Source organism: Peribacillus sp. YIM B13482, from assembly GCF_042787975.1.
GTDB lineage: Bacteria > Bacillota > Bacilli > Bacillales > DSM-1321 > Peribacillus > Peribacillus simplex_A.
In genome coordinates this window covers 202768-222745 of sequence record NZ_JBHZPF010000001.1, presented here as the reverse complement: position 1 = coordinate 222745, position 19978 = coordinate 202768, and the positions used below count along the sequence as shown (strand labels likewise).

Sequence of the window (19978 nt, the reverse complement as noted above, 5' to 3'; positions counted from 1 at the left end):
GATTGTAATAATAGAAGGTGTGTTTCTTCTTACTTATATGAATTTTGTTATTGAACGATCATTACCATAATAGAGGAGCGTTTTGAATGCTTAATATATTAAATAAAGTTTTTGATCCGAATAAGCGGGAAATAAAGCGTTTGGAAAAAATCGCTGATCAGGTCGAAGCGCTGGCTGATAAGACGGCTGCGTTATCGGATGAACAGCTGCGTGCCAAAACGGGAGAGTTTAAAGAGCGTTATCAAAACGGGGAAACAGTGGATGATCTGCTAGTTGAGGCTTTTGCGGTTGCGCGTGAAGGGGCAAAGCGTGCTCTGGGCTTATATCCTTACCGTGTTCAAATCATGGGTGGGGCATCGCTTCATGATGGAAATATCTCCGAGATGAAAACAGGGGAAGGTAAAACATTAACCTCCACCATGCCGGTTTATTTAAACGCGCTTACTGGTAAAGGTGTACATGTCGTTACTGTCAACGAATATCTGGCACACCGTGATGCTACTGAGATGGGTATATTGTATGATTTCCTTGGCTTGACCGTCGGATTGAATTTGAACAGTCATTCTAAAGAAGAAAAACAAGAGGCGTACAATGCTGACATTACGTATAGCACGAATAATGAGCTAGGTTTTGATTACCTACGTGACAATATGGTGCTATATAAAGAACAAATGGTACAGCGGCCATTGCACTTTGCTGTCATTGATGAAGTCGATTCGATTTTGATCGATGAGGCGAGAACGCCTTTGATCATTTCCGGTTCCGCACAAAAATCGGCCCAGCTTTATATTCAAGCCAATGCGTTTGTGAGAACTTTACAAAAAGATACGGATTACACGTATGATGAAAAGACAAAAGGTGTTCAGCTGACCGAAGATGGGATGAACCGAGCTGAAAAAGCGTTTAACATCGATAATTTGTTCGATATTAGTCACGTTACTTTGAATCATCATATTAATCAGGCGTTGAAGGCGCATGTTTCCATGCATTTGGATGTGGATTATGTGGTCCAGGAAGGTGAGATTGTCATCGTTGACCAATTCACTGGCCGTTTGATGAAGGGCCGCCGTTACAGTGAAGGTCTCCACCAGGCGATTGAAGCGAAAGAAGGCCTTGAGATTCAAAATGAAAGCATGACTCTTGCGACGATTACGTTCCAGAACTATTTCAGGATGTACGAAAAACTTTCCGGTATGACTGGTACAGCCAAAACGGAAGAAGAGGAATTCCGCAATATCTATAATATGAATGTCATCGCGATCCCGACAAACAGGAATATCGTTAGGGATGACCGGGCAGATCTTATATACGCGTCAACTGATGGAAAATTCAAGGCTGTTGTGGAAGACATCGCCGAACGTTATACAAAGGGTCAGCCTGTGCTTGTCGGTACGGTTGCCATCGAAACATCTGAAGTCATTTCTGCCTATTTATCTAAAAAAGGGATCCCTCACGATGTTTTGAATGCAAAGAACCATGAACGTGAAGCGGAAATCATTGCGAATGCAGGTAATCAAGGCTCAGTCACGATCGCTACCAACATGGCAGGACGTGGTACGGATATCAAGCTTGGTGAAGGTGTCAAGGAGCTTGGTGGACTTGCTGTCATCGGTACGGAGCGCCATGAGAGCAGGCGTATAGATAACCAGTTGCGTGGTCGTTCCGGCCGTCAAGGAGACCCAGGGGTCACTCAATTCTATTTATCAATGGAAGATGAATTGATGCGCCGCTTCGGTTCGGATAACATGAAAAGCATGATGGCACGTCTTGGTATGGATGATTCCCAGCCAATTCAAAGTAAAATGGTGACCAGGGCCGTTGAATCCGCACAGAAACGGGTCGAAGGCAATAACTTCGATTCACGTAAGCAGTTACTGCAATATGATGATGTTCTCCGTCAACAACGGGAAATTATTTATAAGCAGCGTTTCGATGTAATGGAAAGTGAGAACCTACGTGAAATCGTCGAAAAGATGATTACTGCATCCATCCAGCGCAATGTTGCCGCATTTGCACCAATGGGCGATGAGGAAGGCTGGAATTTACAAGGTCTAGTTGATTACCTGAATGGTAACCTATTCAATGAAGGCTCAATCACTGTAAATGATTTAGATGGAAAAGATGAATTGGAATTGGTTGAATTCATTTTAGCAAAAGTGAAAGAAGGCTATGACCAAAAAGAAGAAGAGCTATCCGAAGAACAAATGCGTGAATTCGAAAAAGTAATCGTTCTTCGTGCAGTCGATAGTAAGTGGATGGACCATATTGATGCAATGGAGCAATTGCGCCAAGGGATCCACCTTCGTGCTTATGGCCAGATCGATCCGTTACGTGAATATCAATCTGAAGGTTTCGCAATGTTTGAAGCCATGATTGCTTCTATGGAAGATGAAGTCGCTAAATATATCATGAAGGCTGAAATCCGCAACAATTTAGAGCGGAAGGAAGTCATAAAAGGACAAGCGGTCAACCCGAAGGAAGAAGACGGGGGAAAAGTGAAAAAGGCCCCTGCCCGTAAAAAGGAAGACGTTGGCCGGAATGCGTTATGTCCATGCGGCAGCGGTAAAAAATATAAGAATTGCCATGGTAATTTAGGCTAAAGTTAGGTGTATAATGATTATGAGACGGTAAAGTTTAACGCTTGCCGCCTCTTTTCATGTTTAGTTTGCATAAAGCAATATATTTGCATATAGTTTGAAGAGGTTAATTTGTAATGAAGCGAATCCCTCTACAGGGATTTTTTTTTAACATACTTAATGAGGTGAAGAGAAATGGAATTGGCAGAAATTAGAAATGAACTCGAACGGACAGCGCAACGATTAACGGACTTTAGGGGGTCTCTTTGACTTAGATGAAAAAGAGGCACGAATCGCACAGCTTGAAAATGAGATGACACATCCTGATTTTTGGAATGATCAGCAAAAAGCACAGACTGTCATCAATGAAACGAATGCTTTGAAAGAACAAGTGAATCAATTGTCCGACCTTAATGAATCATATGAAAATCTGGATTTGACATATGAACTAGTGAAAGAAGAGAATGATGAAGAACTTTTGGCTGAGCTGGAAGAAGAAATCACGATTCTTTCACAAAAGATGAATGACTTTGAACTTCAACTTTTACTAAGTGAAGAATATGATTCGAAAAATGCCATTCTTGAACTTCATCCAGGTGCAGGCGGAACGGAGTCCCAGGATTGGGGTTCAATGCTACTTCGTATGTATACAAGATGGGGTGAAAAAAGAGGCTTTAAAGTGGAAACCCTTGATTACCTTCCAGGTGATGAAGCTGGAATCAAGAGTGTCACTTTACTTTTCAAAGGCCATAACGCCTATGGCTATTTGAAAGCGGAAAAGGGCGTGCACCGTCTAGTCCGTATTTCTCCTTTCGATTCATCGGGACGGCGCCATACTTCATTCGTTTCGTGTGAAGTCATGCCGGAATTCGATGAGACGATCAATATAGAAATACGCACGGAAGATTTGAAAGTCGACACGTACCGGGCAAGTGGTGCAGGTGGTCAGCATATCAATACAACTGACTCGGCAGTCCGGATCACCCATTTACCTACCAATACTGTGGTAACGTGTCAAAACGAGAGATCGCAAATCAAAAACAAGGCCCAAGCCATGAATATGCTGAAAGCCAAATTGTATCAACGTGAAATCGAACAGCAACAAGCGGATTTGGATGAAATCCGCGGTGAGCAAAAGGAAATTGGCTGGGGAAGCCAAATTCGTTCTTATGTTTTCCACCCGTATTCCATGGTTAAGGATCACCGTACTAGTGCGGAGACCGGAAACTTGGGAGCTGTCATGGATGGGGATATTGATATGTTCATTGATGCGTACTTACGTTCAAAATTATAAGATATGCAAGTCGGACCATTTCGCGGTCCGGCTTTTTTATGGTTTCTTATGCATGAAAGATCCTTGAATGACCTATTAAACACGTCCTCTGGCTGACATTAACAGGATATGAAAAGGGATGTTCTGCTTCGTTCGGCCAATACTATATATAGAGGAAAAGAAACCGGGCGAAGCATCCTCTAATACAAAAGTTAATGGAGTATTGATGGGTGATTGTTGGTTCGGCCATAATTGCCATGACCGGGGTGTATAGGGATATGGCGGCTATATGGATAATACTCGTCCTATATATTGATGTGCGTAATAGACCAGTCGGAATTCACCAAATTGAAACAAATGGTGAAACAAGTTGACCCTAAAGCGTTTGTAATTGTAATCGACGCATCGGAGGTACTTGGGGAGGGTTTTAAACTGGAATAAAATTGGTATAATGTTCTTGTACTGGTATAAATCAGAGGGGGTAAATTCAATGAAAATGAAATGGTTAGCCTTAGTTCTGGGTACTTCTTTGGCCTTGGCAGCATGCGGTGGAAATGATGATGCTGCAGATAAAGAGCCTGCTAAAAATAGCGAAACGACAACGGCAGGTGCTGGTGATGCCGCGAAAATTTACGAAAACAAATGTTCAAGCTGTCATGCAGTGAATCTCGAAGGCGGTGTGGGACCGAATTTAACGAAGGTCGGCTCGAGGCTATCAAAAGCGGACATCGAAAAGGTCATTGCGAATGGCCAAGGTGCAATGCCAAAAGCTATAATCCAAGGCAAGGAAGCGAGTATGGTCGCGGAATGGCTTGCCGAACATAAGTAATGATCAATGAAACGTTCTGCTTAGCAGGACGTTTCATTTAATCTCCTTTAAAATCCTCGAATAACCACATTTAATCCCTTATCAAGCAATCAAATCCTAGGAATATTACATAGATGTTGATATATGTCTAACTGAAATGAAACTGTAATATTTTTTATGCTTAATTTGACAAAATTTGATGTTATAATGTTTCTGTGCTCAAGTAAGAGAGATTCCTGTCAGATTTCAGTGAAAATTGTCGAAAAAGCTGTAGATACATAGTGATAATACAAGCAAATTAGGTGGTTTTAGAATGATAGAAATGATAGATGTGAAAAAGACATATCCAAATGGCGTAATTGCCATTAATGGTATCAATGTGAAAATAAAGCCAGGCGAGTTCGTTTATGTAGTAGGTCCCAGTGGTGCCGGAAAATCGACCTTCATCAAAATGATGTATAGGGAAGAAAAGCCGACAAGCGGTAATATCTTGGTCAATGGCATTAGCCTGCCAAGTATCCGCAATTCGAAAGTTCCTCTATTCCGCCGTAATATCGGTATGGTATTCCAAGATTTTAAACTCCTTCAAACATTCACTGCTTATGAAAATGTAGCATTTGCCATGGAAGTTATCGAAAAGGAACCAGAAGAAATCAAAAAGAGAGTCATGGAAGTTCTTGATCTGGTTGGCATTAAACATAAAGCAAGGATGCTGCCTTCCGAGTTATCTGGTGGGGAACAGCAAAGGGTTGCGATAGCCCGTTCGATCGTCAATGATCCTAAGGTAGTCATAGCCGACGAGCCTACAGGGAATCTTGATCCTGAAACATCGTGGGAAATCATGAACATATTTGAAGAAATTAATAAACGCGGAACTACACTTGTCATGGCCACTCATAATAGGGACATCGTCAACAATATCAAACGACGTGTCATTGCCATTGAAAGTGGAAAAATAGTTCGCGATGAACATCGAGGTGATTACGGATATGAAATTTAGAACATTGCTCCGTCACTTCCGTGAAAGTTTTAAAAATATTGGCCGTAATGGATGGATGACGTTTGCTTCAGTCAGTGCAGTAACGGTCACACTAACATTGGTTGGCGTCTTTTTAGTGCTCATGATGAATTTAAATCATATCGCGGGAAATGTGGAGAAAGATGTCGAAGTTCGTGCACATATTGATAATGCGGCGAATGATGACGATATAAAAGAAATTGGTAGGGAGATTACGAAGATGAAGGGCATTGAATCAGTCATCTTCTCTCCAAAAGATGAAGAGCTTACGAATTTAATAGATGATTTAGGCGATAATGGTGATGCTTTTAAACCATTTGAACAGGACAACCCATTAAGGGACGTTTATATCATCAAAACGAAATCTCCGCAAGATGTCATCAAGGTGGCAAAGAAAATCGAAGGTCTTGATTATATCCAAAGTGTTAAATATGGACAAGGCTACGTCGAGAAACTATTCAAATTCGTGAATATCGCGAGAAACATAGGGATCGTTCTTATTGTAGGATTACTATTTACTGCAATGTTCCTGATTTCGAATACGATTAAAATTACCATTGTAGCTAGAAGAAAAGAAATTGAGATCATGAGATTAGTGGGAGCAACGAATACATTCATCCGTTGGCCATTCTTCTTGGAAGGACTATGGTTGGGAATCCTCGGTTCCATCATTCCAATCGGTCTGATTGCTGCACTCTACTACAATATTTATAAATATGCTGCACCGCAGATTACGTTCAAATTCATAGATTTTCTACCTGCAAACCCATTTATTTATCAAGTTTCGGCCATCCTCATTGTAATTGGCGCCGTTATCGGGATATGGGGCAGCTTGATGTCCGTTAGGAAGTTCTTGAAAGTATAAAAAAGCATCTTTACACTCGAATATTAAAGAAGCCAGATACAGATAGAGAGACGTTACAAGGCACTGGATGTAACGGGATTGAAAGGGGAAATGAAACGTGAAAAAAAATATCATTGCCATGAATGCCTCCATCATGATTGGGTTGGGAAGCATTTTAGCGGCACCTTCGGTTTATGCTGAGTCGATTTCGGATCTGCAAAAACAGAAAGAATCCATTCAGGAAAAACGTACGGGCGTTGAATCGAATATTTCCGACACGGAGAAGAAAATCGATAACCTGCAGGATAAGCAAATGACAGCAGAAGAACAAATCGAGGCCATTGAAGCGAAAATTGCGGAGTCCTCAAAAAAAATCGATGCTAAAAATGCTGAAATTACAGAAACGAAAAAAGAAATAGAGGCATTGAAAGAAGAGATTAAAGTATTAAAAGAGCGGATCGCAAAACGTAATGAAGTATTGAAGGAAAGGGCACTTTCTTTCCAGGAGACTGGTGGGGACGTGAACTATCTTGAAGTATTATTCGGATCATCCAGTTTTGGGGATTTAGTTGACCGTGTCGGAGCTGTAGCGACAATTGCTGAAGCCGACAGGGATATTTTAAAACAGCATGAGCTGGATAAAAAGGATCTGGAAGAAAAGCAAAATGCCGTTGAAACGAAGCTTGCCAGTTTACAAGTGGCAAAAGCTGAACTATTGGAAATTCAAATGCAACAAAAGCAGCAGAAGCAAGAAAAGGATGCATTGGTTAAGAAATTAAGGCAACAAACTAAAGAACATGAAGATGTGAAGATGGGCTTAGAGGAAGAAAAAGAGAATCTTGCTGCTCAAGAAAAAGCTATCAAGTCAGCCATCAACTTAGAGCATCAACGTCTTGCCGAATTGGAAGCAGCTCGTAAAAAAGCGGCAGCCGAAGCGCAAAAACGTGCAGAGCAAGAAGCGGCACAAGCGGCAGCACAAGCAGCATCTCGAGCATCCGAATCTAAAAAACAATCTACTTCTTCAGAATCCAGTGCAAAAAGCAACAGTTCATCACCATCATCTTCACCTTCACTCTCTTCGTCTAATGTAAGTCAAGTGCCAGCTGTATCATCGGGTACTTTCACTAGACCAAGTGCAGGATATGTATCATCAAGAATGGGTGAACGTTGGAATAAACAGCATGCCGGCATCGATATTGCTGCTAGCGGAACTGTTCCAGTTGTAGCGGCAGCCGACGGAGTCGTAAGCCGTTCTTACTTATCAAGTACATACGGTAACGTCATCTTTGTTACCCATTCAATCGGCGGTCAGCAATGGACTACTGTGTATGCACATTTAAGATCTAGACAAGTAAGTGAAGGTTCTGTTGTTGCCAAAGGCCAACAAATTGGCATCATGGGTAGCACAGGACATTCAACCGGTCAGCATTTACACTTTGAGCTACATAAAGGGCCATGGAATTATAGCAAGTCAAATGCTGTTAATCCATTAAACTATATAAATATTTAATACCCAATATATCATCGGAAAAACAGATTAGGATAAATTCCTAATCTGTTTTTTTGTGGTGTATCATTTTCTTCAAGCATATTCATTCCAATCCCCACATATAGTGAAATACATATCAGGGTCAGAAATGGGGATAAATATGGTCAAAAAATGGGTACTTCCTCTAGCAATCATCATGTCACTAGCCATTGGAGCAGTGGGGGGCATATATTGGACAAGCTTCCCGGATAAGAATGAAGCAAAGGAAGAAAGTCAAACAATACCGAAGGATAAGGAATGGGCAAAAGTGGAACAAGCTTACGGTTTGATCGTAAGCCAGTATGTAGAACAGGTGGACGGTTCTAATCTGGTGGAAGGTGCCATCCAAGGCATGCTGTCAGCGTTGAAAGATCCTTATTCCGTATATATGGACAAGGAGACCGCTAAGCAATTTAATGAAACCTTGGACTCCTCTTTTGAAGGGATAGGGACTGAAATTGGAATGGAAGATGGTAAGGTCATAATTGTATCTCCTTACAAAGACTCGCCTGCCGAAAAAGCTGGATTAAAGCCGAAGGATCAAATCCTTAAGGTGAATGGTGTAAGTGTAGAAAGTTTAGATCTATATGAAACACGCCTGAAAATCCGTGGCGAAAAAGGGTCACCCGTAAAAATGGAAATAAAGCGGGCAGGGGTTGCCAATCCACTTGAATTCAATATGGTGCGTGCTGAAATTCCATTGGATACCGTATTTTCATCAATTAAGGAAGTCGCCGGAGAACAAATAGGTTACATCGAGTTGACTACATTTTCGGAGAATACTGCCACTGATTTCAAAAAACAGATGAAGGAGCTGGAAAAGAAGGGAATCGAAGGCTTGGTCATAGATGTACGAGGCAATCCAGGTGGCCTTCTTTCTAGTGTGGAAACGATTCTTGGCGAGTTCATCACAAAAGAAAAGCCCTATTTGCAAATTGCAGAAAGAACGGGAGAAACCCAATCGTTTTTTACAAGCCTTAAGAAAGCGAAAGATTATCCCATTGCCGTTTTGACGGATAAAGGCAGCGCATCAGCCTCGGAAATCCTGGCTGGCGCCATGCAGGAGGCGGGAGGCTATCCATTGGTCGGCGAGAAGACCTTCGGGAAAGGCACAGTACAGCAAGCTGTACCGATGGGTGATGGCAGTAAGATTAAACTTACATTATATAAGTGGCTGACGCCTTCAGGCAACTGGATCCATAAAAAGGGGATCGAACCGACAATCAAAGTAAAACAGCCAGATTACTTTAATGCCCATCAGCTGGCCGTTGAGAAGGTCCTGCAGCGGGATATGAATGATGAACAAATCCAGTATGCACAAAGCATTCTGAAAGGAATTGGATTTGAACCGGGTCGTGAGGATGGTTATTTTGATTGGGGTACGGAAGTCGCTGTAAAAGCATTCCAAAAACAATTTGGACTGAAAGTGACTGGCAAGCTGGACGCTAAAACCGCGGCACATCTTGAATCCGCCATCCTGGAAAAGATCCAGGATGAAGATAATGATATTCAATTACGCACGGCTTTGAATTATTTAGTGAAATAATGCGAAGGCACCGCAGCTTAAGGAGCGGTGCTTTTTTTGCGCTTGATCAAGCTTCCGTCTGGAAACATGAAGGCAGTGTAGGGGAAACAAAAGATAAAGCTACTTTTTCTGCATCTTAATAGGCAGGGAGGTTACATTTTTGATAGAATAGGAGGTATATGACCAGAACGAAATTCAACAAAATTTTGATTACTTTTGAGGATGGTGGATAGAAATTGACAACGGATTGGCTGATAGCATGCTTAATGGGATTAGGAAAACTCTTCCTTCATCCTTTGCTTTATGTTTCGATTGCATATTGTTTATTCATCGGCTATCTTCGCGTTAAACGGGAACGCCATGATTTTAATACGAAGATCTACAGTATTTCCATGGAGCTGCGTTCCATGTTACCTCAAGGGTTGATATGGGGATTAATCCTTTCTGTCCTCACGTTGGCTTTGGGACTCACTATTCCCTTGGCGGCGCTGTTCATCATGGCAGGGGTTACGATCTTGTCTATGTTATCCATGAAAAGGAGGCTCGTTTCCCCCGTTTATACAGTGGGACTCACTTTCTTTATCCTTTTCTTTTTATATGATAGAGATATCAAGCTGCCGGTATTTCAGGATGCATTTAATCAGCTGGATCGGTCCGTATATCCGACACTTGTTATTTTGATAGGGTTATTGCTGATTGCTGAAGGGTTTTTGATTGTAGGCAATGGAAGTAAAAAGGTATCCCCACAGTTGGAGGTATCCAAGAGGGGGCAGCCGATAGGTGTGTATGTTTCACAGCGAATCTGGCTAATTCCAATGTTCGTTATGATTCCAGGAGGACAGCTTCCAGCGCCTTTTGAATGGTATCCGGTTTTTTCAATCGGGGACATGAATCTGTCGCCAATCGTGCTTCCCATTTTAATCGGCTTCAAGCAAAAAGTTCATGGGACGCTCCCGGAACAGGCCATTAGGGCGCAAGGCAAAAAGATAGGAGCATTGGGATTTGTGATTACGCTATTAGCGGCAGTTGGTTACTGGTACCCGCCATTGGCAATCATTACGGCCATTTTAGCAATCCTGGGTCGAGAATTCCTGAATTATTCCCAAAAGGCAATGGATGAAAAGCTCCCTTTTTATTTTTCAAAAAGTAAGCTTGGTGTCCAGATCTTAGGCATAATCCCTCAATCTCCGGCAGATAAGATGGGGTTGCTTAAAGGGGAGGTCATTTCGAAAATAAATGGTGTCGTCGTCAGGGAAGAAGAAGAGTTATACAGGGCGCTCCAAATAAACCGGGCGCATTGCAAGCTTGAGGTCATCGATAATAATGAACAGATTCGTTTTGTGCAAAGAGCCTTATTTGACGGGGAGCATTACGAATTGGGCATCTTGTTCGTTGACGATCAATTAAAGGAAAGTGGACAAGCGGGGTAAGTCATTAAAGCGGAGCGCATGAATGTAAAAAAGTAAAACGGCCTTTCTCGAATCTTATATCGAGAAAGGCCGTTTTAAGTAGGATTGCGATCTTGTATTCTTACTTTTTAAGCATGATTTTTTCTATATCATCCAGCATTTTATTAGCTGCAATTACTCCGCCGGCCGTATTCCATGTTGCGTCACTAACCTCATAAGCATTTCCTTTTTTGACTGCATCAAGGTTTTTCCAAAGTGGATCATTAGTCCACTCTTTTGCAGAGCTTAGTGCTTGTTTGTCGCCTTCAGGAGCGTAGGTGAAGTAAAAGAGAATATCTCCATCCATTTTAGGGATGGCTTCTTTCCCAACCTCGATGGCAAGGTTGCCTAATTTATTATTTGGAGTGAACAGTTCCTTCTGTTGTTCTGGACGTTTAAATCCTAATTGATCGAAAATCACTCCAGAGAATGAATCTGTATAATAAATACGAGTTGTTCCAGCCATGAAACGAACAATGGAAACTTTTTGATTTACCTTATCACCCAATTTAGCTTTAAGGTCTTCTGTGCGTTTATCGAATTTAGCAATTACGTCGTTTCCTTTTTCTTCAAGGTTCAAGGCTTTCGCATATAGTTTAAAGTTTTCTTTCCAATCTCCTCTTAGCGTTTCAGAAAAAACGGTAGGGGCGATTGCATTTAACTTATCATAAACAGCTTCTTGGCGTATCTTGCTTCCGATAATCAAGTCAGGCTTCAGTGATGCGATTTTCTCTAAGTTAACTTCATGTTCAACACCAACAACTTCGACCCCATCCATATCATCTTTAATATGGTCGTACCAAGGGTCACCAAGCCATGATTTAACGGCACCAACAGGTTTGATTCCTAAAGCAAGTAATGCTTCAGTGCCTTCATTTGTTAGAACGACCACTCTTTTAGGCGTTTTTTTCAATTCGGTAGTGCCCATGGCATGCTCTATTGTGTAGCTTGTGTCTTTTTTCTTGTCTTCAGCTTTATTTCCTTCGGCTTGATCCTTCGAATTCCCGCAAGCTGCTAAAAGGAAGACTGCAAATATTGTAAAAATCGTTAAAAATGACTTTAATCTAAACATCTATGTATCCCTCCCAATTTTAAAGCAAATGATAATCATTCGCACTTACCAGCATCATCATAAAATGAATATACTTTTCTGTCAATATATAATTGAAAATGATTCTCAAAATCATTGACATAATCCTGTTAACGCCAGTACAATTGAATAAAATAAGGATTTACAAACGTGATTGGAAAGGTAACTGGTTATGTTATTAAAAAATTCATGGCAGAAATGGATGGGGCTATTCATTACCATTCTTTTGCTGCTGTTTTTACTATGCTCAAGCATTGTATACGGATATACAAATACAACATGGCAAATGGCCATTGATGCTTTTACCCATTTCAATGGGACGAATGAACACATTGTCATTCAATCAGTCAGACTTCCACGGGCCCTGATCGCATCGGCAATTGGTGCAAGTTTAGCCATCTCGGGGGTTTTGATGCAAACGCTGACTAAAAATCCCCTCGCATCTCCAGATATATTCGGGGTCAACGCAGGCGCGGGATTGGCGGTTGTCACTGGGGTCACCGTTTTTGGGATAAGCAATCTTCAAGTATTCACTTGGTTGTCTTTTATAGGGGCAGCCATAGCCGCGATAAGCATATATATGATTGGAAGCATGGGACGGGGCGGCTTGACACCGATGAAGCTGACATTGGCCGGTGCAGCCATGACTGCCATGGTATCTTCACTGACACAAGGTCTTCTCGTTTCCAACGAGGCCCTTTTAGAGCAAGTCCTATTCTGGCTTGCTGGATCAGTTTCCGGAAGAAGTTTAGACAATTTAATAGCCGTCCTGCCTTATCTTACTGTTGGCTGGGGCATTGCCTTGGTCGTCTCCGGTAAAATGAATGTGTTATCCATGGGTGAAGATGTTGCAAAAGGTCTTGGACTGAATATAGTTTTCCTTAAAATTGTTCTGGGACTGGCAATCATTCTGCTCGCTGGAGGATCAGTGGCGGTTGCAGGCCCGATTGGTTTTATAGGAATTGTCGTTCCGCATCTTACCCGTTCAATAGTAGGCATTGATCATCGCTGGTTGATTCCGTTCTCTGGACTTTTCGGAGCGGTGCTTTTGATCACAGCAGATATCATATCCAGGTATATCCTGATGCCTCGAGAAGTTCCGGTTGGAGTCATGACAGCCATAATCGGAACCCCATTCTTTATTTATATAGCTAGAAAGGGGTTCAGCGGTCGATGAAATCGTTTAAGAGCTTTCGTTTTTTTAATGAAAAAATATCATTCTTAATGGATAAAAAAGCCATGATCGTGATCTTTATATTATTTTTAGTCACTTCATTAGTATTTGTGATCAGTACTGGAGTGGGTGAAATGAATATACATCCTTTGAGTGTCCTCCAGGTCTTTATCGGAGGGGGGACTGAGGGCGATCGGCTTATCATCCAATCTTTCCGGCTGCCTAGAATAATCGTTGCTCTCTTGGTAGGGATGGGTCTTGCAGTAGCTGGAGGAATCCTGCAAGGGATGATTCGAAATCCACTTGCCTCCCCTGATATCTTGGGGATAACAGGAGGAGCGACTGTAGCGGTCGTTGGCTTCATGGCCATTTTTAGCGACAAGAATCATTCCTTAACGGTGAGCATCAATTGGCTGCCGTTAGCTGCATTCATTGGGGCGACAGTCGTAGCTTTACTTGTTTATTCATTAGCCTGGAAAAATGGAGTTCCCCCGATAAGGCTTGTGTTGATCGGGATTGGGGTGATGGCTTTAATGAAGGCACTCACAACAATGATGATGATTCTTGGCCCAGTCTTTCTAGCGAGCCAGGCAAACCTTTGGATCACGGGATCAGTGTCAAACTCCAGCTGGAGTAATATTGCTGTGCTTGCTCCGTGGACGATTCTATTCCTTTTACTTGCCTTTCTGTATGCTAGAAATATTAATTTACAGGAGCTAGGCGATGACCTTGCAACGGGGCTTGGGGGGCATGTCCAAAAACAGCGATTTACATTATTGATGATCAGTACAGCATTGATTGGTGGTTCTACAGCTTTTGCTGGAGGAATAGGCTTTGTGGGATTAATGGCACCCCACATGGCTAGAAGGCTGGTTGGTTCGAGTTTTGGAGTGTTATTGCCGACTTCAGCTTTGCTAGGTGGCATCCTGGTTATGGTGGCGGATTTGGTTGGACGGACCTTATTCTCACCTTTGGAAATACCGGCTGGTGTCTTTACAGCGAGCATCGGGGCTCCATACTTCATTTATTTACTGTATAAAACGAGGAATTCGTAAATCCGGTAAATGTAGAAAGAAGCAGTCATCCTAGGGATGGCTGCTTCTTTATTTCATTAAGCTTCTTTAGCTGCTTCGATTTCGATGGTTAGAGTGATTTGATCCCCGATTAGTACGCCGCCTGTTTCTAATGCTGCGTTATAGGTTAAACCATAATCACTGCGTTTAATTTTCCCTTTTCCGCTAAAGCCTGCTTTTTCATTACCCCATGGATCTTTTCCTTGGCCTTCGAAGGTGATGGCGAAAGTTTCTTCTTGTGTGATTCCGTTAAGGGTTACATTACCTGTTACATCGTATTCATCATCATCCGTGTTTACTATTTTTGTTGATTTGAATGATAATGTAGGATTTTTTTCTACATCAAAAAAGTCAGCAGAACGCAAGTGATTATCCCGATCTGCATTGCGTGTGTCAATACTGGCCACATCAACGGTAAACTCGATATCCGCAGTTGTTAGATCCGATGGATTTGCTGAAATGATTGCGTCGAATTTGCTAAAACTTCCTTTTACTTTAGCGATCATCATATGTTTTACAGAAAATTCAATAGAACTGTGAGTCGGGTCGACTGTCCATTTTGTATTGGTCATGGTTATTCCTCCTGAATATTAATCTTGAACTTATATATCTTTAATTTGAGATACTTGAACTTAATGTAATTATAAGAGGTGAAAGTAATAGTGTCAACTGAAAGTTTTCCTTTATTTAGAAAACGTGTAAAAACCCTGTGCATTTAAGGGGCACAGGGTTTTTTAAGAAGAGGTGTGATTACCTTTCTTTATAAATTGTCATGTTGTTTCACTTGTTGATTAGTCACTTTACTCGGCCAAAAGGCACGTCGGTCAAGTAGGGAGGTTATCGCAGGAACCAGGAAAGGGCGTACGATGAATGTGTCCATTAACACACCCAGGGCGGTAATGAGCCCGAATTGAACCAATACTTGAATGGGAAGTGTGGCAAGAACGGAAAAAGTGGCTGCCAAGATTATTCCGGCGGAAGTGATCACACCGCTAGTTTCTGTAACGCCTTCTCTTATGGACTGCTTGATTGGCCTCGTTTTTTTCTTGCGCCAAATGCTTGAAACCATGAAAATGTTATAATCTTCTCCAAGTGCGACCAGGAATACGAATGAATAAAGTGGAATTGTCCCCTCTATGGCATCCACACCCATGAAATAGTGCAAGATTATCCAGCCTAAGCCCATAGCCGCAAAGAATGAGAGTATGACTGTTCCCATTAAATACACCATGGCTGTCATAGATCGCAAGTAGGCTAAAAGGAGCAAGGAAATCAGGACGATGATAATCGGGATGATCATGAATTCATCGGCTTTTACGGTATCCCTTTTATCAAATTGTGTCGCAGTTTGCCCGCCAACCCAAACTTTTTCATCAACTGAAGAGACATTGGCCGCCTTCAATTCTTTCTCCGCCATGTTGCGGATTTCTGGAATTGAATCAATGGCCTCAATATCATATGGGTTTATGTTGAATGTGACTCCATAGGATTGCAGATTTTTATTTGATTTACTTGTAACTGGATCAGCAACACTTTCAACGATGCTCATCCCTTTTAATGCATCCGACAAATCGATATCCTTACCATCCGTATCGACAACCACTGTGGCTGGTGCCAGTTCGCCTGGTGAGTAAGAGTTGGATATGACAGTATAGCCTTCCCGGGAGTTCATATCTTTAGGGAAAGAAGAGAGAATATCATATGAATATTTTATTTGCGAAGAATATCCAGCTAAAACACTGAAGATGAGCAGGCATGTAAGAATGACGGTCCATGGTTTGGTTGTGACGATATTACCAATCCAATTACCGATTCGGCCTGATCCTTTAAATTTTTTGACGGCTTTTCCCTTTTTCTTAGCACGTGCTTCTTCCATTTCTGGTGTGCGAGGAACGATTGGGAAGAAGGAAGCCCTACCGAATACAGAAAGCAATGCCGGTACAAGTGTTAAAGCCGCTACCATCATGATTAAAATGGACAAGCTGAATGGTACAGCAAAACGGTGATAGGCTCCGTATTTGGCTACAAGCAATGTTAGTAGGGAAATGACGATCGTAAGGCCGCTCATCGCAATGGCGCCTGATGAATCTTTGAATGCCGCGATCATGGCATCCCGTTTACTTTCATGAGTCCTTAATTCACTTCTGTAGTGAGAGATTAAAAATAGACAATAATCCGTTCCTGCACCGAATAATAATACGGTCATGATTGAAATGGCCTGTGAATCGACTGTAATCCAACCATGGTCTGCCATGAATCCAAGGATCGGACTTGTGACAAGATACGCGAAGCCTACTCCGATTAGCGGGATGATGGCTAAAAGCGGGGAACGGTAAATGAGCAATAAGACAACAAGTACAAGTATTACAGTCGCTAAAAGCAATTGGAAATCAGCACCTGAAAATAATCCCGTTGCATCGACGGATATCCCTACAGGGCCCGTCACTCGAAGGGATAATTCATCTGAATCCGTCGGGACCTTGAATGGGTCCAATCCAATGCGTTCCGATACTATTTCATTAATGGTTCCAAGATTTTTTTCCAGAATGGCAGTCCCGGTCTTTTCCTTAAAGAAAAGCGGCTGTACGAAAGTCGTTCCATCCTCTGAAACTGATTCTTGCAGAGCAGGCAATGGGATGTCATGAAGCGGTGGTAAAAAAGATTGCTGTGTAAGTGGGTTATCTGTAAGTTCTTTGGAGATGTACTGGATTTCGGCCAAGTCGGCTGCTGTCAGTCCGCCTTCCCGATGCCATGTCAGCAGGGCCGGTAATCCTGAAGAATTCGGAAACTCTTCGTTAATAAGTTCATCAGCCACGACAGAAGCAGAGTCTGCAGGCAAGTCAGCGGCATTATTCGCTGTTCGATCATTTACTGCAGGCAATGTGAAGGTTAATAGAATTGCTGTAATTATCCATACAGCAATGACAATCCAACGACTGGTTTTTCCAGTCATCATCCTGCCAAGTCTTCCTAATATTGATTCGTCCAATGAAGGCACCCCGCTTTTTGTTTTTTATCCTTACTTCATTATATTTGTGTTTTGCTAGCTTATACAAAAATGGGTATGCTCCCTAAGCTTCAATCCATCATGAATCCCGTTTGCAGCGTTTCTTGATAGTTACTGGGTGCTAACAGTTTTTCTTCCGTAGGATTGGGAATGAATCCTGATCCAACTAAAATGGCAGTTGTTTATTAGCTCTAATATCCTGCAAATTACGCGTTTTTGTACCTCGATTCCTTATATGTTTTTTCGATTTTATGAAGCGGCGTTATTAATGGAGTGAAAATATACTTATTCACATATAGGAGAAAAGCAATTATTTATCTGATTTCTATTAAATTTGAAGATTGAAGAGTGAAATAAAGGGAATAGGGGAAAGTATAGTATGTTGGCTTTTATTAACAAAGGAGGGAATTTTTTTGTCTGATAAATCCAAAAAAACCAATGATGAAGCGCAAGAAACATTAACGAACAGGCAAGGGCACCCCGTAACGAATAACCAGAGTCTTAGAACTGTAGGGAACAGAGGTCCAAGTACACTTGAGAACTACGATTTCCTGGAAAAGATCAGCCACTTCGATAGGGAGCGGATTCCTGAACGTGTCGTGCATGCCCGTGGTGCAGGTGCACATGGTTATTTTGTTCCGACTGGTAAAGCAGGGGAAGAGCCGATTTCAAAATATACGAGAGCGAAGGTTTTTCAGGAAAAAGGTAAAAAAACACCGGTATTCGTGAGATTTTCATCTGTTATTCATGGAGGGACGTCACCGGAAACGCTACGTGATCCCAGGGGGTTTGCCGTAAAATTTTATACGGAAGATGGGAACTGGGATCTTGTAGGGAATAATCTGAAGATATTCTTTATCCGAGATGCCATGAAATTCCCTGATCTGATCCATGCATTCAAACCGGATCCGGTTACGAATATCCAGGACGGAAGAAGGATTTTCGATTTTTGCTCCAGCTCCCCAGAAACATTTCATATGATTACGTTTGTTTTTTCCCCTTGGGGCATTCCTGCCAATTACCGCATGATGCAAGGGTCAGGGGTCAATACTTATAAATGGGTGAATGAGGAAGGCAAAGCCGTACTTGTCAAGTATCACTGGGAACCGAAACAAGGGATCAAGAACCTGACACAGAAAGAGGCTAATGAAATACAAGCTACGAATTTCAATCATGCCACACAGGATTTATATGAAGCGATCGAACGTGGGGACTACCCGGAATGGGATCTAAACGTACAGATCATGAGTGATGACGATCATCCTGAATTGGATTTTGACCCGCTGGACGATACAAAGATCTGGCCGAAAGATGAATTCCCATGGCTGCATGTCGGTACGATGGTATTGGATAAGAATCCGGAAGACTATTTCACTGAAGTGGAACAGGCTGCATTCGGCACGGGTGTCCTAGTGGATGGATTGGACTTCTCGGATGACAAGATGTTACAGGGACGTACTTTTTCTTATTCCGATACACAGCGTCACCGTGTTGGCGCGAATTACCTGCAATTGCCGATTAATGCTCCAAAGAAACGGACAGCTACGAATCAGACTGGCGGACAGATGCAATATGAAGTTGGCAGGGGGAACCAAAGCCCCCACATCAACTACGAACCATCAACAGTTGGCGGTTTGAAAGAAGCTGAACAGACGGGCAAGGAGTATACACCTATGGTAGAAGGGAAACTTGTCCGTGAGACAATCGATCGCCAAAGCAATACGAAGCAGGCCGGTGAAACATTCCGTGAATTCGAAGATTGGGAAAAAGATGATTTAATCTCCAATTTAGTGTCGGCATTGGCTCCTGCCGACAAGCGCATTCAGGTAAAAATGATTGCCCTCGCTGAAGAGGCTGATGAAGAGTATGGCCGCAGATTGAAAGAGGGATTAGCCTCGGCTTCTGAACATACGCAATCTTCAAAACCTCTGGGTGGAACGGATAACCCGGAGGCCGCAGTTAGAAAAGGACATGAAGCCGATCCATATTGATTGGTCTGAAAAGAAGCAAACATCCCTTTAAAAGGGGTTTGCCTCTTTTTTTTATGGGCATAATTGATGGATGGGTGGGTGGAACGATCTTCTAAGGATGCTTTTGAAAAACTAGTGGGAAATTAATTGGCAAAAAACTTCATAATCATTTAAACTGAAACTACTCTATTTTTCTCTTATAAAGGAGATGAAAAAATGATTAAAATTCTTTCTGCCCTTTTCTTTCCTTGTCTACTTGTCATGCTATTTTCAAGAGTCACCTATAACAATGTCGTGGGCCTTGTTTTAACTGTTGCCTTGATTACAGCTTCTGCATATAAAGGTTATACGCATACAAACTTATTGATCATCGTTGATGCCTTATCCCTTACAGTGGGATTTTGGTTATCAAAAAGAATGATGAAACGAACATCCAAGAGCGCCTGACATCAAAGGTGCTTTTTTTTTCTAAAAACTTTCCATTTCCCTCAACAAACCATGAGTCCATAAAACCAAAAAGTAGAATGGATGTTCGCTTATTGCTGGTTTGTTTTGAGGCTATTGTGGTAGAATGAGTATATATACTTTCTTAAACCGGAATAAATAGAAGGGATATGCTCATGTCCCGTTTTCATATAAAAATA

15 protein-coding genes and 1 pseudogene are annotated in these 19978 nt (G+C 42.0%); 13 read left to right on the top strand and 3 right to left on the bottom strand.

The window, feature by feature from the left end:
- Nucleotides 1-86 precede the first annotated feature (86 nt).
- The 9 genes and pseudogenes from secA to ACFX4L_RS01050 all read left to right on the top strand — a co-directional run bounded on the left by secA (nucleotide 87) and on the right by ACFX4L_RS01050 (nucleotide 11002).
- Nucleotides 87-2600, top strand: coding sequence for a preprotein translocase subunit SecA (gene secA / locus ACFX4L_RS01090; RefSeq protein WP_377380877.1), 2514 nt, complete (start codon nucleotides 87-89; stop codon nucleotides 2598-2600).
- A 171-nt stretch (nucleotides 2601-2771) separates the two neighbouring features.
- A protein-coding gene (prfB, locus tag ACFX4L_RS01085) for a peptide chain release factor 2 (RefSeq protein ID WP_284469257.1) occupies nucleotides 2772-3870 on the top strand; the annotation gives its coding sequence in 2 pieces (ribosomal slippage) (nucleotides 2772-2834 and nucleotides 2836-3870; 1098 coding nt in all).
- Nucleotides 3871-4129: 259 nt separating this feature from the next.
- Nucleotides 4130-4290: pseudogene (locus tag ACFX4L_RS01080) on the top strand (YitT family protein); the annotation flags it as partial.
- A 49-nt stretch (nucleotides 4291-4339) separates the two neighbouring features.
- Nucleotides 4340-4678, top strand: coding sequence for a cytochrome c551 (cccB, locus tag ACFX4L_RS01075; RefSeq protein WP_089361963.1), 339 nt, complete (start codon nucleotides 4340-4342; stop codon nucleotides 4676-4678).
- A gap of 292 nt (nucleotides 4679-4970) precedes the next feature.
- Nucleotides 4971-5657, top strand: coding sequence for a cell division ATP-binding protein FtsE (gene ftsE, locus ACFX4L_RS01070; RefSeq protein WP_089361962.1), 687 nt, complete (start codon nucleotides 4971-4973; stop codon nucleotides 5655-5657).
- Nucleotides 5647-6540, top strand: coding sequence for a permease-like cell division protein FtsX (gene ftsX / locus ACFX4L_RS01065; RefSeq protein ID WP_284469258.1), 894 nt, complete (start codon nucleotides 5647-5649; stop codon nucleotides 6538-6540). The genes ftsE and ftsX overlap by 11 nt, the downstream gene beginning before the upstream one ends.
- A gap of 97 nt (nucleotides 6541-6637) precedes the next feature.
- Nucleotides 6638-8029 carry a murein hydrolase activator EnvC family protein gene (locus ACFX4L_RS01060; RefSeq protein ID WP_377403612.1) on the top strand — a complete coding sequence of 464 codons (1392 nt, stop codon included), beginning with the start codon at nucleotides 6638-6640 and terminating at the stop codon, nucleotides 8027-8029.
- A 139-nt stretch (nucleotides 8030-8168) separates the two neighbouring features.
- The gene (locus ACFX4L_RS01055; RefSeq protein ID WP_377380867.1) at nucleotides 8169-9593 is read left to right on the top strand and encodes a S41 family peptidase; all 1425 of its coding nucleotides are present in this window, start codon (nucleotides 8169-8171) and stop codon (nucleotides 9591-9593) included.
- A 215-nt stretch (nucleotides 9594-9808) separates the two neighbouring features.
- Nucleotides 9809-11002: a PDZ domain-containing protein gene (locus ACFX4L_RS01050; protein WP_377403609.1), complete on the top strand. Its 1194-nt coding sequence runs from the start codon at nucleotides 9809-9811 to the stop codon at nucleotides 11000-11002.
- Nucleotides 11003-11102: 100 nt separating this feature from the next.
- Here ACFX4L_RS01050 and ACFX4L_RS01045 read toward each other — a convergent pair whose 3' ends face one another.
- Nucleotides 11103-12092 (bottom strand): ABC transporter substrate-binding protein, encoded by a 990-nt coding sequence (locus ACFX4L_RS01045; RefSeq protein WP_089361958.1) that lies wholly within the window; start codon nucleotides 12090-12092, stop codon nucleotides 11103-11105.
- Between the two features lie 190 nt (nucleotides 12093-12282).
- On the opposite strand from ACFX4L_RS01045, the gene ACFX4L_RS01040 reads away from it, so the two are divergent.
- Nucleotides 12283-13287: a FecCD family ABC transporter permease gene (locus ACFX4L_RS01040; RefSeq protein WP_061465580.1), complete on the top strand. Its 1005-nt coding sequence runs from the start codon at nucleotides 12283-12285 to the stop codon at nucleotides 13285-13287.
- Nucleotides 13284-14339 (top strand): FecCD family ABC transporter permease, encoded by a 1056-nt coding sequence (locus ACFX4L_RS01035; protein WP_089361957.1) that lies wholly within the window; start codon nucleotides 13284-13286, stop codon nucleotides 14337-14339. Before ACFX4L_RS01040 ends, ACFX4L_RS01035 begins: the two co-directional genes overlap by 4 nt.
- 56 nt (nucleotides 14340-14395) lie before the next feature.
- Here the strand turns inward: ACFX4L_RS01035 and ACFX4L_RS01030 are convergent, their stop codons facing one another.
- On the bottom strand, nucleotides 14396-14929 hold the full coding sequence (locus tag ACFX4L_RS01030) for a YceI family protein (RefSeq protein WP_284469263.1): 534 nt from the start codon (nucleotides 14927-14929) through the stop codon (nucleotides 14396-14398).
- Nucleotides 14930-15117: 188 nt separating this feature from the next.
- Complete coding sequence (locus ACFX4L_RS01025) at nucleotides 15118-17313, bottom strand: MMPL family transporter (RefSeq protein WP_377381062.1); 2196 nt, start codon at nucleotides 17311-17313, stop codon at nucleotides 15118-15120.
- 464 nt (nucleotides 17314-17777) lie between these two features.
- Here ACFX4L_RS01025 and ACFX4L_RS01020 point away from each other — a divergent pair, with 464 nt between their 5' ends.
- Together ACFX4L_RS01020 and ACFX4L_RS01015 are read left to right on the top strand one after the other, a co-directional pair.
- Entirely contained in the window at nucleotides 17778-19355 is a 1578-nt protein-coding gene (locus ACFX4L_RS01020) for a catalase (RefSeq protein WP_284469264.1), read from the top strand.
- 195 nt (nucleotides 19356-19550) lie between these two features.
- Nucleotides 19551-19781 (top strand): CsbA family protein, encoded by a 231-nt coding sequence (locus ACFX4L_RS01015; RefSeq protein ID WP_061465576.1) that lies wholly within the window; start codon nucleotides 19551-19553, stop codon nucleotides 19779-19781.
- The last annotated feature ends 197 nt before the right edge of the window (nucleotides 19782-19978 follow it).